The organism is uncultured Flavobacterium sp., assembly GCF_963922255.1.
Taxonomy (GTDB): Bacteria; Bacteroidota; Bacteroidia; order Flavobacteriales; family Flavobacteriaceae; genus Flavobacterium.
In genome coordinates this window covers 1-15,194 of record NZ_CAWUIC010000025.1, presented here as the reverse complement: position 1 = coordinate 15,194, position 15,194 = coordinate 1, and the positions used below count along the sequence as shown (strand labels likewise).

The following is a 15,194-nucleotide window of genomic DNA, read 5'->3' as shown; positions in this document are numbered from 1 at the left end:
GAAGTGTGAGTTTAGAAAACAATCATATAAATGTTGAAAATTTAAGTAGTGGTATTTATGTGTTGCAGTTGGATGATAAAAAAGGTAAGTTGAGTAGTTATAAATTAATTAAAGAATAGTGTCAAAAAATCCCAAAAAATAATTTGTCAAATTAATTGATTTATTAAATTAATTGAATCTTAAAAAATAAACATTAAGGCCTTTTACTAGGATTTCGCTTATTATGAAAACAAGAAAGCACTTCCACAGTTTTTTCTTTTTCATTAATAGTAAAATATAAAGAATAGGGAAACCTTCTAAGTTTAATACTTCTCACATTTTTATAACAAATTATAAAAAATGGATTAACAGTAAGTGCAGCATAACTTTTCTCAAGTTGTGAAACAAAATGGCTTGGAGCATCTTCACTTCGTTCTAAATAATAATTGATGGCTTTTATAATTTCTTTTTGTGCTCTTGGCGAAACTATAATTTTATAAGCCATACTTATCTTTGAGTTCGTTTATAGATTGTTTAGCACTAATATAATCGCTTTTATCTTCTGCTAAACGTTCATTAAGGATCTCTTTCATTTCATAAGACAATTCAAAATTTTCTTCTTCTTCAACAGTAATTACAATAGCTTTTGATTTAAAATTTGCTTTTATAGCATCTAAAATATCTGTTGTAATATCTTCAGCGGATGATAAATGATAAGTGGTGTACATATTATTTGTTTAAAATTGTCAAAACAAATTTAATGAAAATTACTCAAAATCCAATATCCGAAAATCCAATATCTGAAAATCCGAAAATCTATTAAAAAACATTTGTTCAATCCATAACTTTGTTATAACTTTAGGTATCTAATGCAGACCTATGATAGAAATTGATATTGAAGCTGAAAACAAAGCGATTGCCAAAGAATACAAAGAACTTTTACGCATTAGTTATCAAACGCTAACTCCAGAAGATAAGAAGTTAATTCGGAAAGCATTTGATGTTGCTGTTGATGCCCACAAAGACCAAAGACGAAAATCGGGAGAAGCTTATATCTTCCACCCTATTGCTGTGGCAAAAATTGTCGCTTCAGAAATTGGTCTTGGAGCTACGTCAATTGCTGCTGCTTTGATGCACGATGTCGTTGAAGATACAGAGATATCGGTGAAAGACATCGAACAAATGTTTAATCCAAAAATCGCACAATTAGTCGAAGGATTAACAAAAATAGCTCAAGTTAAAACCGAACAAGGAGCTTCCATGCAAGCCGAAAATTTTCGAAAAATGTTACTTACGTTAAACGAAGATGTTCGGGTAATTTTAATCAAAATTGCTGATAGATTGCACAATATGCAAACTATGGATAGCATGGTCGATTACAAACAAGCCAAAATTGCCTCTGAAACCCTTTATATTTATGCTCCTCTTGCTCATCGTTTAGGTTTGTATAATATCAAAACGCAGTTAGAAGATTTAGGGTTAAAATATACGGAACCAGATGTTTTTAATGATATTGTTAGCAAAATAAAAGAAACTAAGGAAGAACAAGATGCTTATATAAAATCAATTTCAGATGTTTTAACCGAATCATTGAATAAAGAAGGAATTGAATTTTCTTTAAAAGGAAGACCGAAATCTATTTATTCGATTCGAAGAAAAATGAAAGCTCAAGGGGTAACCTTTGATGAAGTATATGACAAGTTTGCTCTTCGCATTATTTATAAATCAGATTTACATGACGAGAAGTTTTTAGCTTGGAAAATATATTCTATTGTAACTGATCACTATCGTCCAAGTCCAAGTCGTTTACGTGATTGGATTTCTTCTCCAAAATCTACAGGTTATGAAGCTTTACACATTACTGTAATGGGACCAAAAGGTCGCTGGGTTGAAATTCAAGTGCGAAGTGAACGAATGGATGAAATTGCAGAAAAAGGCTATGCAGCACATCACAAATACAAAGGTGTAGGAACAGAAGAACATGGTTTAGAAATTTGGTTAAACCAATTAAAAGAAGCTATTGAAAACCAAACAACAAGTAATGCTGTTGACTTTGTAGAAGAGTTTAAACTGAATTTATATGCCAAAGAAATTTATGTTTTTACTCCAAAAGGTGATATAAAATCCTTACCAAAAGGAGCAACATCACTTGATTTTGCTTTCAGTATTCACTCAGAAATTGGTTGTAAAACTAGAGGAACAAGAGTTAACGGAAAATTAGTTCCTTTAAATTATGTCCTAAACAGTGGTGATCAAGTGGAGATTATAACCTCTGAAAATCAAAAGCCAACTTCACAATGGTTGGATTATGTAACCACTTCGCGTGCAAAAAATAAGATTAAGAATGTTTTAAATGAGAGCACTAAAAGAATCGCTGATGATGGAAAAGAAATTCTTACCCGAAAACTTCGTCATCTTAAAATTACACTTAATGAAACAACAGTTAATGAATTAGTTAACTTTTTTAAACTGCAAACTAGTTTAGATTTGTTTTATAAAGTTGGTTCAGGTTCCATTGAAAATCAAAAACTGAAAGAATATGCTGCTCAGAAAAGCAATACGTTAGTTAATTTCTTCAAGAAAACAATTACAAGAGCTCCAAGTGCAAAACCTGAGCAAATTAAAAAAGATGAGCTGAACAAAAAATACGACATGCTTGTTTTTGGAGCAGCTCAAGACAAGTTAGAATACAAACTTTCTACTTGTTGCAACCCAATTCCTGGAGATGATGTTTTTGGGTTTGTAACTATTAATGACGGCATTAAAGTACATCGAAAAGATTGTCCAAATGCAATCAGTATGCAGTCTAATTACGCTTATCGAATTTTGCAAGCCAAATGGATTGATTCAAGTCAGGAAGAATTTAGAGCCACATTAAACATAACGGGAATGGACACTTTAGGATTGACAAATGAGTTGACTAAAGTAATCTCAAACCAAATGCACGTAAACATTCAAAACATATCTTTGAGTAGTGATGCTGGAATTTTCAATGGAAAAATTACGGTAGTAGTTGCCAATAATACTATCTTAAAAAAGTTGATAGAAAACATCAAAAAAGTAGATGGTATTGATAAAATCACAAGGATTTATAAAAATTAATAGAGGGCTATTACATTTTAATTTGTTAATAATTTTGGAAAACCTATTTCACACAGAAATAAAAATCAAAAAAATAAAAGTATCTTTGCCATCATCTGATGGTTAACCCTATGGAAAACAACACAAATCAAGAAGTAGTAAAAAACGTTTTTACAAAGTATTTAGAAGAAAAAGCTCATCGCAAAACTCCTGAACGCTACGCTATACTTCAAGAAATCTACGATTCAACAGAACACTTTGATATTGAATCTTTATACATCAAAATGAAAAACAAAAACTATCGTGTGAGTAGAGCAACCCTTTACAACACCATAGAATTATTGTTAGAATGTGGATTGGTTCGTCGTCATCAATTTGGCCAAAATCAAGCCCATTACGAAAAATCATATTTTGATAAACAGCATGACCATATTATCATGACAGATTCTGGTGAAGTTATCGAGTTTTGTGACCCGAGGATTCAACAAATAAAACAAACCATGGAAGAAATTTTTGGTATTGAAATCAATACACATTCCCTTTACTTCTATGCTACTAAAAAAGAAAATTAACTACAATACGCAAACAACTTACAACAAATATTTACAAAATGACCGTAGATTTATTACTAGGATTACAATGGGGTGACGAAGGAAAAGGAAAAATCGTTGATGTTCTTACTTCAAAATACGATATAATTGCCCGTTTTCAAGGTGGACCAAATGCCGGACACACTCTAGAATTTGATGGAATTAAACATGTATTAAGAACTATACCTTCTGGAATTTTTCATCAAAACGCAAAAAACATTATCGGAAATGGTGTTGTAATTGATCCCGTAGTTTTTCATAAAGAAATTGAGGGTTTAGCTAAATTCGATATGGATGTAACTACTAAATTATTCATTTCAAGAAAAGCTCATCTTATTTTACCAACGCATAGATTGCTTGATGCTGCTTCTGAAGCCTCAAAAGGTAAAGCAAAAATTGGTTCTACTTTAAAAGGAATTGGACCAACTTATATGGACAAAACAGGTAGAAACGGACTTCGTGTGGGTGATATTGAATTAGAAGATTTCAAGTTACGTTATAGAGCTTTAGCTGACAAACATGAGTCAATGATTGCTTTTTATGATGTAGACTTACAATACAACCTTAAAGAAATGGAAGACGAATTTTTCGCTTCTGTTGAAGAATTAAAAAAGTTAACATTTATTGATTCTGAAGAATATTTAAACAAATCATTAAAAGAAGGTAAATCAATTTTAGCTGAAGGTGCTCAAGGTTCATTATTAGATGTTGATTTTGGAACGTATCCATTTGTAACATCTTCTAATACAACTGCTGCTGGTGCTTGTACTGGTTTAGGAATTGCTCCAAATAAAGTAAAAGAAGTTTTCGGAATTTTCAAAGCATACACAACTCGTGTAGGAAGTGGTCCATTTCCAACAGAATTATTTGACGAAGTTGGTGCTTCAATGGCCAAAATTGGTAACGAATTTGGTTCTGTAACAGGAAGAGCCAGAAGATGTGGTTGGTTGGATTTAGTTGCTTTAAAATATGCTGTTCAAGTGAACGGTGTAACGGAACTTTACATGATGAAAGGTGATGTTTTATCTGGATTTGATACCTTGAAAGTTTGTACTGCTTACACGTACAAAGGAAAAGAAATTAGTCATTTACCGTACAACATCGAACCTGAAAATGTTGAACCAGTTTACACTGAAATGAAAGGTTGGCAAGCTGATTTAACAAAAATGACAACTTACGAAGAACTACCAAAAGAATTAAAAGAGTACATCGAATTCATTGAAAAAGAAGTTGAAGTGCCTATAAAAGTTATTTCTGTTGGACCAGACAGAAAACAAACTATTACAAAGTAAGAAGAAATACAAATAAATCTAAACCGTAGTTTTCAGTAAAAAAGCTGATTCTACGGTTTTTTTTATCCATATAGTTATAAAACTTTCTTAATTGAAATCAGCTTTTATAGTTTTTAATTAAATTTGACGCAAAATAATTAGCATTGAAAAATTTAAAATACCTAGTTTTTATCATAATTCTTTCTAGTTTTTCTCTTTTTGCACAAGATAAAAATAAGAAATCTAGTAAAATCATTATTGAACATTCGGATTTCATTGATAAAAATCAAAATGAAATTCCAGGAGCAATTATTTTTACTGGAAATGTCCGTGTTCTTCATAATGGTGTAAAAATAAGTTGCAACAAAGCTTATCATTTTACAGACGAAAACTATGTAAAAGCTTTTGGAAATGTGCAATTAGTGCAAGGTGATACTATTTTTATGAATAGTCGATATGCTGAATATAATGGAGACAAGGAATTTGCATATGCAACTGGAAATGTCAATATGCGTTCTCCTGATTCAAATTTAGTGACTGATACTATTTTCTTCGATAGAAAAGCACAACAAGCTTTTTATAACAGTTTTGGAACAATCACAAACAAAGACAATACATTAAAAAGTAAATCTGGAAGATATTATTTAAATGAAAAAAAATATTCTTTCAAAACTGCTGTGACAGTTGTAAATCCGAGAAGTACAATTAAGACAAATCATTTGGATTATTATGATAATTCAGGTCATGCTTATGTTTTTGGACCTTCAACAATTACTAGTAAAACCGATTATATTTATACAGAAAACGGTTTTTATGACACAACAAACGACATTGGAAAACTAAAGAAAAACTCACACATTCTCTATAACAGTAGACGAATCGAAGGTGATGATATTTTTTACGATCGAAAGAAAAATTTCTCCAAATTAGTAAACAATGTAAAAATTACGGATACCATAAATAACTTGGTAGCCAAAGGCCATTATGCAGAAGTGTACAGAAATACATTGACTAAAAATGATTCAATGTTCATTACCAAAAAAGCATTAGTAATTACAAAAACTGAAAATGATTCCATGTACATGCACGGAAAAAAAATCATGGTTACTGGTCCACCAGAAGATAGAATTATCAGAGCTTATAACAATGTTAGATTCTATAATTTAGATATGAGTGGAAAATGTGATTCTTTACATTCAAGCAATAAAAATGCTTTAAGTAAGTTGATTGGAAGACCCATTTTATGGAGCAACAAAAGTCAAATGACTGGTGATATTATGCATATCATTGGAAATAACAAAACAGAAAAAGTAGATTCTTTGAAAGTGCTAAACAATGCTTTCTTGATTCAAAAAGATACTTTAAGCGAAAATGGATATAATCAAGTCAAAGGCCAAAACCTCTATGGTAAATTTAGAGAAAATAAACTTTACGAAGTGGATATTGTCAAAAACTGTGAAGCTATCTCATATTTATATAATGAAGATGATGAATTAGTTGGAATTAATAAAAGTGTTTGTAGTAACATCAATTTAGAATTATTTGAAAATAAAATTGAAACTATAACTTTCTTCAACAATACAGATGGATATATCTATCCAGAAGAAGAATTTCCTGAAAATGCTAGAAAATTGAGAGGTTTTCTTTGGCGTGGAGATGAAGAAATAAAATCAAAAGACGATATTTTTCCTCGAGAAGAACTCGATTTAGATGAGAAAATTCAAACCGAAACCAAAGCCAAAGAATTACTTGATGATGTTCCAATGGAAGTTTTAAAAGAAACTTTGGAATACGATAAAAACAATCCTAAAAAGAAAGAGTAATTCAGTATTAAGTTTGATAGTATTTAGTAAGCAGATTGCAGAAATTTACAATAAAAGTTAGCCTATTTATGTTTAAAAAAATCTGACAATAAACTGCAAACTAATACCTGCAAACTCTTTTAACCTCATAACCCTTTAAACTTTTAACCATAAAATTAAAATGTTATCCGATTTTTTCAAATACCAAGCACAAACCACTCCTCACCCATTAGCCATGGAAATTTCGCATGCTAAAGGTTCTTATATTTATGATACAAAAGGAAATAAATTTTTAGATTTTGTAGCTGGAGTTTCAGCTTGTACATTAGGTCATCAAAACAAAAGAGTGAATGATGCTATAAAAAATCAATTGAACAAATATTCACACGTGATGGTTTATGGTGAATATGCACAATCACCTGCATCAGATTTGTGTAAACTTTTAGCCGAAAATCTTCCTTTTCCTTTAACCAAAACCTATTTAGTAAATTCTGGAACAGAAGCGATTGAAGGTGCATTAAAATTAGCTCGAAGAGTTACTGGAAGAAGTCAATTAATTTCGTGTCATAATGCATATCATGGAAATACTATGGGAAGCATGAGTGTTATGGGGTTTGAAGAACGCAAACAAATATTCAGACCTTTGATTCCTGATGTAGATTTCATTACCTTCAATAATGAAGCAGATTTAGAAAAAATCACCACAAAAACAGCTGGAATTTTATTAGAAACCATTCAAGGTGGTGCTGGTTTTATCCAACCTGAAAACAATTTTCTAAAAAAAGTTCGTCAACGTTGTGATGAAGTTGGTGCTGTTATGATTTTAGACGAAATCCAACCAGGTTTTGGTCGAACTGGAAAATTATTTGGATTCCAAAACTATGATGTAATTCCAGATGTGGTAGTCATGGGAAAAGGAATGGGAAGTGGAATGCCTGTAGGTGCTTTCACTGCATCCGAAAAAATGATGGATTTATTAAGCGATAATCCAAAACTTGGTCATATTACAACTTTTGGAGGTCATCCAGTTATTGCTGCTGCTTGTTTAGCGACTTTACAAGAATTAACAGAATCTGATTTAATGCAACAAGCTTTAGAAAAAGAACAGTTATTCCGAAAATTATTAGTTCATCCACTAATTACTGAAGTTCGAGGAAAAGGATTAATGTTAGCAGCCATGACAAAAAGTCCTGAAATCACTAATGAAGTAATACTTCGCTGTCAAGACAAAGGATTAATTTTATTTTGGTTATTGTTTGAAGGCTGTGCCATTCGCATTACTCCACCACTTACCATTTCAAATGAAGAAATAAAAGAAGGTTGTGGCATTATTCTTGAAGTTCTAGCTGAAATTGACGCTGAATAAAAGAGAATTATTGGAAATCTGAAAATATCAAATCCTTTATCTCCTAATTTTTAGCGGTTTATCTATTCAAATTGTTAATTAAATTGTTTAAAACAATACAAGCTTCAAATTAGATTAGCTTATAATTTAGTTAATTTTAGATAGGATAAATTTTCAAAACCAAAAGCTATGAATTTGAGTCACGAAGAAGAAAACAACCAAGGCTTATCCTTATCCAAATTTGAGTCAATGCTTAAAACTAACAAAGTTTTATTTTTTGATTCTGAAGAGTTTGAAGACATCATACTTCATTACATGGATACAGGAAGGTTAAATCTTGCCAAAAAAGCATTAAAACTTGCTTTAGAACAACATCCAAAATCTACCGGTTTAAAATTAGTTCAAGTGGAACTTCTTATTTTTGATGATAAAATTGATTTAGCAGATAAACTGTTGAATGAATTATATGCTATTGAACCTACTAACGAAGAAATTTATATCCAAAAAGCGAATATTTTTTCTAAAAAAGACGAGCACGAAAAAGCGATTGAATCATTAAAAACAGCACTTCAATACACTGATGATTTTGCAGATGTTTATTCCATGATTGGAATGGAATATCTTTTTATGGATAATTTAGAATTAGCCAAAGAAAATTTCATCAAATGTTTAAATGAAGATACCGAAGATTATTCTTCACTTTATAATGTAGTTTACTGTTTTGACTTTTTAGATCAAAATGCTGAAGCAGTTGTATATTTAGATAGTTTTATCAATAAAAATCCATACAGTGAAGTAGCTTGGCACCAATTAGGTCGTCAATATTATGCCTTAAAAAACTATGAAAAAGCTGTCTGGGCATTTGATTATGCTACACTAATTGACGAAACTTTCTTAGGTGCTTATCTTGAAAAAGCTAAAGCATTAGAAAAATTAAGAAAATACCAAGAAGCCATTGACTGTTATTCCATTACAATGGAATTAGACGATGTTACTTCGTTTGTTTTATTGCGTGTAGCTAAATGTTATGAAAAGTTAGGCAACAACAAAGAAGCCTTAAAATATTACTCAAAAACTGTTCATGAAGATCCACTATTGGATAAAGCATGGATAGCTATTACTGATTTTTATATAAGACAATTAGACTTCAAAAAAGCATTGTACTATGTAAATAAAGCCATCGGAATTGAAGGTGATAATAAATTATACTGGAAACGTTTTGCTTCAATCAACAGAGCTTTAAAACTATTTGAAGAAGCTGAATATGGCTACAGAAGAGCCTTTGAATTAGGTGATACTGATTTAGACACTTACATCTATTGGGCTGATGCTTTACAATATGTTGGTGATTATGAAATTGCAGTTGAAGCATTGTTACAAGGTGTAGAAAATCATCCTGACAATTATGAAATTGAGTATCGTTTGGCTGGTTTATATTACATTTTAAATCAAACAAAAAAAGGTAAATTCCATTTGGTTAATGCCTTACAACATAATTATAAAAATCATAGTATTTTAGAAAATTATTTTCCAACAATTTGGGATAAAAAATCAATTCAAAATCAAATAATTAAATTCAGAAGCTAGCTTAAATTTTTGATTTTAGCTTTCTTCAAGTATTCCATTTCATGAGAAAAATTTTTCCAGATTACTTATTAATCACCTTAAAAGGAATTGCTATGGGTGCCGCTGATGTTGTACCTGGAGTTTCTGGTGGTACAATTGCATTTATTTCTGGTATTTATCAAGAACTAATTGATAGCATCAATAATATAGATTTATCACTATTAAAAACTTTAAAAAAAGAAGGACTTAAAGCTGCATGGAAACAAGCAAATGCTTCTTTTTTACTTTCATTGCTTATAGGAATTGCAATAAGTGTACTAACTTTTTCTAAGATAATAACTCATTTATTAGCTACAAAACCTATTTTAGTTTGGTCTTTTTTCTTCGGATTAATTATTGCTAGTATTTTATTAATTTGGAAACAAATCACCAATTGGAAAGCTATTTCTATAGGAGCATTAATTATTGGAGTAATTTTAACGTATTACATTACAATAGCGAGACCAGTAAGTAGTCCTGACAGTTATCCTTATATTTTTCTTTCGGGTTTTATTGCTATAATTGCGATGATTTTACCAGGAATTTCCGGTGCTTTCATATTGTTATTAATGGGTTCCTATGAAACTGTAATTGGAACAATTAACCAATTTAGAGAAGGAATAACCCAAATGAATATGGAAATACTTTCCACGGCATTAATGAAATTAGGAGTTTTTGCCCTTGGAGCAATAATTGGTTTAAAAGCGTTTTCAAAAATATTACATTGGATGTTTGATCATCATAAAAACACTACTCTAGCTTTGTTAGTTGGATTTATGATTGGTTCATTAAATAAAGTTTGGCCTTGGAAAGAAGTTTTAGAAACTCGTATCAACAGTCATGGTGAAACAGTTCCTTTTATCGAAAAAAGTATTTTACCACAAGACTTTATAGGTGATGCACAAGTAATTACTGCAATAATTTTAGCTATATTTGGTTTTCTTGTAATCTACGGAATGGAAAAAATAGCAACTCGTTTAGGTAAAAATTAATGTTTTAGTGATGAAAAAGAAAGTAAAAAAACAAAAAAAATATGGTTTAGTCGGTAAAGACATAAGCTATTCTTTTTCTAAAAAACACTTCACAGAAAAATTCAAATCGTATCATTTTGACAATTGCGAGTATTTGAATTTTGATATTCCTACTATTAAAGATTTTCCAAAAATATTCTCCGAAATCAAAGGTTTAAAAGGCTTAAACGTTACTATTCCTTACAAAGAAGAAATAATTCCTTATTTAGATTCTTTGTCCAAAAATGCCAAAAAAATTGGTTCCGTAAATACAATTGTTGTTTCTAAAAAGAAGAAATTAAAAGGTTACAACACAGATTTTTATGGTTTTAAAAAATCTCTTAAACCTTTATTAAAATCAAATCATATAAAAGCTTTAATTTTAGGAACTGGTGGTGCTAGTAAAGGTGTTGCTTTTGCCTTAAAAAAATTAAATATTGAATATGATTTTGTATCCAGAAATCCGGATGAATTCCAAATTTCATATGAAGAAATTGACGCAACTCTTTTTGAAGAATACACCATAATCATAAACACCACTCCAGTTGGAACTTTTCCAGAGGTTGATGCTTGTCCAAATCTTGACTATAGCTTATTTACAAAAAAACACATTGCCTATGATTTGGTTTATAATCCAGAAGAATCTATGTTTCTAAAGAAAGCCAAAGAACAAGGAGCTAAGATTAAAAATGGCTATGAAATGTTACTTTTTCAAGCTGAAAAATCATGGGAAATTTGGAATAAGAAATAATTTTAATTCATTTTCTTAATTATAAATTTAAAAATCGTTACTGCTTAATCTTCAATCTTTAGCATTTTCTTTTGAAATTTCCCAATGAGTTAGTATCTTCGACGCATAATAGTAACTTATACATGAATCATGTTAGAAGAAAAGAATGATAACCTGCAAGAAGCAGACGGACAAAACGCATCAGAAACAACAAACGAAATTGTTGAAAATCAAACCATTACTACAGAAGAAACTTCAGAAGTTGCGAAACCAACTGAACCTGAAGCAGCTTCTTCAAACCACGTAATGGATGAAATTGACAATTCAAATGCAGAAGAAAGCGAAGATGACTCCATCAAAGACAGACATGAAATTCCATTATTGGATTATGATGCTATGTCTATGGAAGCACTTACTGAAGAATTAGAAAAATTAGTTTCTAATGAAAAGGTAATGGCAATTAAAGACCATGTTGAGGAAATCAGAAAAGCGTTTATGTCACATTTTCATGATGTTTTAGAAGAAAAACGTGAAGAATATAGTGAAAACAACGAAGGAAGTACTGATGGTTTTGAATTCCATTCTCCAATAAAAAATAAATTTGATGCTATTTTTGATGACTATCGCTCCAAAAAAGCAAAACACTACAACCAATTACAAAGTAACTTAAAAAATAATTTTGAAGTTAGAAATAACATCATCGAAGATCTAAAAAACCTTATAGATTCTAACGATGAAAGTATTGGTGATATGTTCAAAAAAATGAACGAAATCAGAGAACGTTGGAACAATGCTGGTTCAATTCCAAGAGATAAATACAATATCCTTTGGAACAACTATCATTTTCATGTAGAACGTTTTTATGATTTAATTCATTTAGACAAAGAAGCAAGAGATCAAGATTTCAAAAATAATTTAGAACAAAAACAACAACTGATTGTTCGTGCCAAAGATTTATTAGCTGAACCAGACGTAATGAAAGCTTTTAGAGAATTGCAATTATTACACCGAGTTTGGAAAGAAGAAGTTGGACCAGTTGATAGAGAACACAGAGAAGCGGTTTGGAATGAATTTAGTGAAATCACTAAACAAATGCACGATAAACGTGAAGCCTTAAATGCAAATGCTAGAGAACGCGAAATGCAGAATTTTGAAGCAAAAAATAAAATCATTGCTCAAATTAATGCTTTAGGTGCTGAAGATGTTTCTGGTCACAAAGGTTGGCAAAACCAAATGAAAAAAATGGAAGCTTTACGCGAAACTTTTTTCAAAGCCGGAAAAGTACCTGCAGAATTAAATGAAGAAACTTGGGCAAAATTTAAAATAGCTGTTCGTGATTTCAATAAAAACAAAAATGCTTTTTATAAAGAAATTAAACATGACCAACAAGATAATTTAAATAAAAAAATGGCTTTGGTTGAAAAAGCAAAATCACTGAAAGACAGTGAAGATTTTAAAGCTACAACACCAATCATGAAGCAAATTCAAGAAGAATGGAAAAAAATTGGTCATGTACCAAGAAAACATTCTGATTCAATTTGGAAAGAATTTAAATCTGCTTGCAACGAATATTTTGACAGATTACACAAAGTTCAAAACGAAGAAAACAAAGAAGAAATTGAAGCTTATGAAAATAAGAAAAATTTCTTAGAGGAAATAAAGTCATTTGAATTAGCTGGAGATCATAAACAAGATTTAGATGCAATTAAAGCAAATATTGAAAAATGGAAATCTTTTGGAAGGGTTCCTTACAATAAAAGACATATTGAAGGAAAATTCAATAAAATTTTAGATGCTCTTTTTGAAAAATTAAGCTTGTCTAAAAAAGATACTGAATTAATGAAATTTGACAATCGTTTAGAGCATTTAGCTGAGAACAATGATGACAGAGCTTTAGAAAAAGAAGCTTTCTTCTTGCGGAAGAAAATTGATGAAGTTCAAGGTGAAATTTTCCAATTAGAAAACAACATTCAATTTATTACTTCAAGTTCAAAAGGTGAAAATCCATTTATAAAAGAAGTACACAAAAGTATTGATCGTCACAAAGAAGATTTAAAACTTTGGAAAGAAAAATTATCTAGACTTAGAGATATGTAAAAATTAAATCCCGATTCGTTCGGGATTTTTTATTTTTTAAAACTATATTCTCTTTCTACCAGACAAATACGAGTAGTATACGAATTGTACCAATCACTTCTACCCTTTTGTTGAGCCACCAGATGCTCTATATTTTGTTTCCATTTATTAATAGATTCCAAATCTTTCCAATAGGAAACCGTAATTCCTATCTCACTTCTTGCTGATTCAACTCCCAAAAAACCTTCTTGCTTTTTAGCTAATTCTTCCATCAAAACAGCCATCTCAGCATAACCTTCTTCTATTGCCGTTCGTTCTGAAGTAAAAATTACTGCGTAATACATTATTGTTAAATTGTTTATTTGTTGAACTGTTAAACTGCAACTTCCTTTAACCAACTTATCCCTTTTCCCTTATAACTAAAATCTGCCTTCAGCCATCTAAATACTAAAGTCTCTTCGCTTCTTCCCAAAAAACATCCATTTCAGCTAAGGACATATCTGATAAGTTCTTACCCAATTCACCTGCTTTACTTTCCAAATACATAAAACGTTTCATGAATTTTTTATTCGTTCGTTCTAAAGCATCTTCAGGGTTAATTTTTAAGAAACGAGCATAGTTTATCATCGAGAAAAAAACATCACCAAATTCAGCTTCCATTTTGTCTTGGTTGCCAATTTTGACTTCTTCTTGCAATTCATTTAGTTCTTCTTGGACTTTATCCCAAACTTGATGGCTTTCTTCCCAATCAAATCCAACACCTTTTACCTTATCTTGAATGCGACTGGCTTTTACCAAAGCTGGTAAACTTTTTGGTACACCCTCTAAAACGGATTTTCTACCTTCTTTTAGTTTCAATTTTTCCCAATTACGCTTTACTTCTTCTTCATCTTCCACTACTACATCACCATAAATATGTGGATGTCTTTCTATCAACTTATCGCAGATGGAATTGGCTACATCAGAAATATCAAAATCATTAGTTTCACTTCCTATTTTAGCGTAGAAAACAATATGCAACAACAAATCACCCAACTCTTTTTTAATTTCTTGCATGTCATTATCCAAAATAGCATCTCCTAATTCATAGGTCTCTTCTATGGTCAAATGACGAAGACTTTCCAAAGTTTGCTTTTTATCCCAAGGACATTTCTCTCGCAAATCATCCATAATGTCTAATAATCGACCGAAAGCTTGTAGTTGGTGTTCTCTGTTGTTCATTTTCTTGTTGGTTTTGCTCTTGAAATTGTTCTTGCGCTTGATATTGTAAAATTATGGAAATATTTTAACAAGCAACTTATAATTATTTTTTTATACTGACCTACTATTTGATTTGCCAATAAAGATATATAAAACTAAAGTCATTTTTTTCTATCTTCTTTACTCTATTCAAAATAGGTTAATTTTTTCCAAAAAACCTAAAGTCGTTTTGTACTTGCAATCATTTACCTTAAATTTACCCTTTCACAAATGTTTTACACTTTAAAATTAAGTCTTAAAACATACAATTAAATACCATTATGAAACACTTTAAAATTGTTTTCCTTTTATTATGTTCATTTACATTATTATACTCTTGTAAAGAAGAAGCTAAAGCTCCAGAAGAGAATACCAATACCGTAAATGAAGGAGCAAATTCAACAGATTTTTTAAATGCAATAGCACCTTCAAATGGTGCAGCTCCAACTCAACAAGCTGAACCTGC

14 protein-coding genes are annotated in these 15,194 nt (G+C 30.6%); 10 read left to right on the top strand and 4 right to left on the bottom strand.

The genetic code is table 11. The features are described from left to right. Positions 1-193: 193 nt before the first annotated feature. Together AABJ49_RS13635 and AABJ49_RS13630 are read right to left on the bottom strand one after the other, a co-directional pair. A complete protein-coding gene (locus AABJ49_RS13635) occupies positions 194-484 on the bottom strand; it encodes a type II toxin-antitoxin system RelE/ParE family toxin (RefSeq protein ID WP_338378841.1) in 291 nt (96 codons plus the stop codon). Then, complete coding sequence (locus AABJ49_RS13630; protein WP_338378840.1) at positions 474-707, bottom strand: hypothetical protein; 234 nt, start codon at positions 705-707, stop codon at positions 474-476. Before AABJ49_RS13630 ends, AABJ49_RS13635 begins: the two co-directional genes overlap by 11 nt. A gap of 151 nt (positions 708-858) precedes the next feature. Between AABJ49_RS13630 and AABJ49_RS13625 the strand changes: the two genes are divergently transcribed. From AABJ49_RS13625 to AABJ49_RS13585, 9 genes are all read left to right on the top strand, one after another. After that, a complete protein-coding gene (locus AABJ49_RS13625) occupies positions 859-3,081 on the top strand; it encodes a RelA/SpoT family protein (protein WP_338378839.1) in 2,223 nt (740 codons plus the stop codon). Positions 3,082-3,191: 110 nt separating this feature from the next. Beyond that, positions 3,192-3,632, top strand: a complete 441-nt coding sequence (locus tag AABJ49_RS13620) for a transcriptional repressor (protein WP_338378838.1) — start codon at positions 3,192-3,194, stop codon at positions 3,630-3,632. A 38-nt stretch (positions 3,633-3,670) separates the two neighbouring features. Then, positions 3,671-4,942 (top strand): adenylosuccinate synthase, encoded by a 1,272-nt coding sequence (locus tag AABJ49_RS13615; protein WP_338378837.1) that lies wholly within the window; start codon positions 3,671-3,673, stop codon positions 4,940-4,942. A 143-nt stretch (positions 4,943-5,085) separates the two neighbouring features. Beyond that, positions 5,086-6,744, top strand: a complete 1,659-nt coding sequence (locus AABJ49_RS13610; protein WP_338378836.1) for an OstA-like protein — start codon at positions 5,086-5,088, stop codon at positions 6,742-6,744. Between the two features lie 160 nt (positions 6,745-6,904). After that, the gene (locus AABJ49_RS13605) at positions 6,905-8,089 is read left to right on the top strand and encodes an aspartate aminotransferase family protein (protein ID WP_338378835.1); all 1,185 of its coding nucleotides are present in this window, start codon (positions 6,905-6,907) and stop codon (positions 8,087-8,089) included. Positions 8,090-8,257: 168 nt separating this feature from the next. Beyond that, a complete protein-coding gene (locus tag AABJ49_RS13600) occupies positions 8,258-9,655 on the top strand; it encodes a tetratricopeptide repeat protein (protein WP_338378834.1) in 1,398 nt (465 codons plus the stop codon). A gap of 41 nt (positions 9,656-9,696) precedes the next feature. After that, entirely contained in the window at positions 9,697-10,665 is a 969-nt protein-coding gene (locus AABJ49_RS13595; RefSeq protein ID WP_338378833.1) for a DUF368 domain-containing protein, read from the top strand. 10 nt (positions 10,666-10,675) lie between these two features. After that, positions 10,676-11,434: a shikimate dehydrogenase gene (locus tag AABJ49_RS13590; RefSeq protein WP_338378832.1), complete on the top strand. Its 759-nt coding sequence runs from the start codon at positions 10,676-10,678 to the stop codon at positions 11,432-11,434. A gap of 129 nt (positions 11,435-11,563) precedes the next feature. Then, positions 11,564-13,510: a DUF349 domain-containing protein gene (locus AABJ49_RS13585; RefSeq protein ID WP_338378831.1), complete on the top strand. Its 1,947-nt coding sequence runs from the start codon at positions 11,564-11,566 to the stop codon at positions 13,508-13,510. Positions 13,511-13,539: 29 nt separating this feature from the next. Here AABJ49_RS13585 and AABJ49_RS13580 read toward each other — a convergent pair whose 3' ends face one another. After that, positions 13,540-13,833 carry an antibiotic biosynthesis monooxygenase gene (locus AABJ49_RS13580; protein WP_338378830.1) on the bottom strand — a complete coding sequence of 98 codons (294 nt, stop codon included), beginning with the start codon at positions 13,831-13,833 and terminating at the stop codon, positions 13,540-13,542. Positions 13,834-13,936: 103 nt separating this feature from the next. Further along, the gene (gene mazG, locus AABJ49_RS13575; protein ID WP_338378829.1) at positions 13,937-14,710 is read right to left on the bottom strand and encodes a nucleoside triphosphate pyrophosphohydrolase; all 774 of its coding nucleotides are present in this window, start codon (positions 14,708-14,710) and stop codon (positions 13,937-13,939) included. 299 nt (positions 14,711-15,009) lie between these two features. Between mazG and AABJ49_RS13570 the strand changes: the two genes are divergently transcribed. After that, positions 15,010-15,194: hypothetical protein (locus tag AABJ49_RS13570; protein WP_338378828.1), on the top strand; the 185-nt coding region annotated here is incomplete at its 3' end.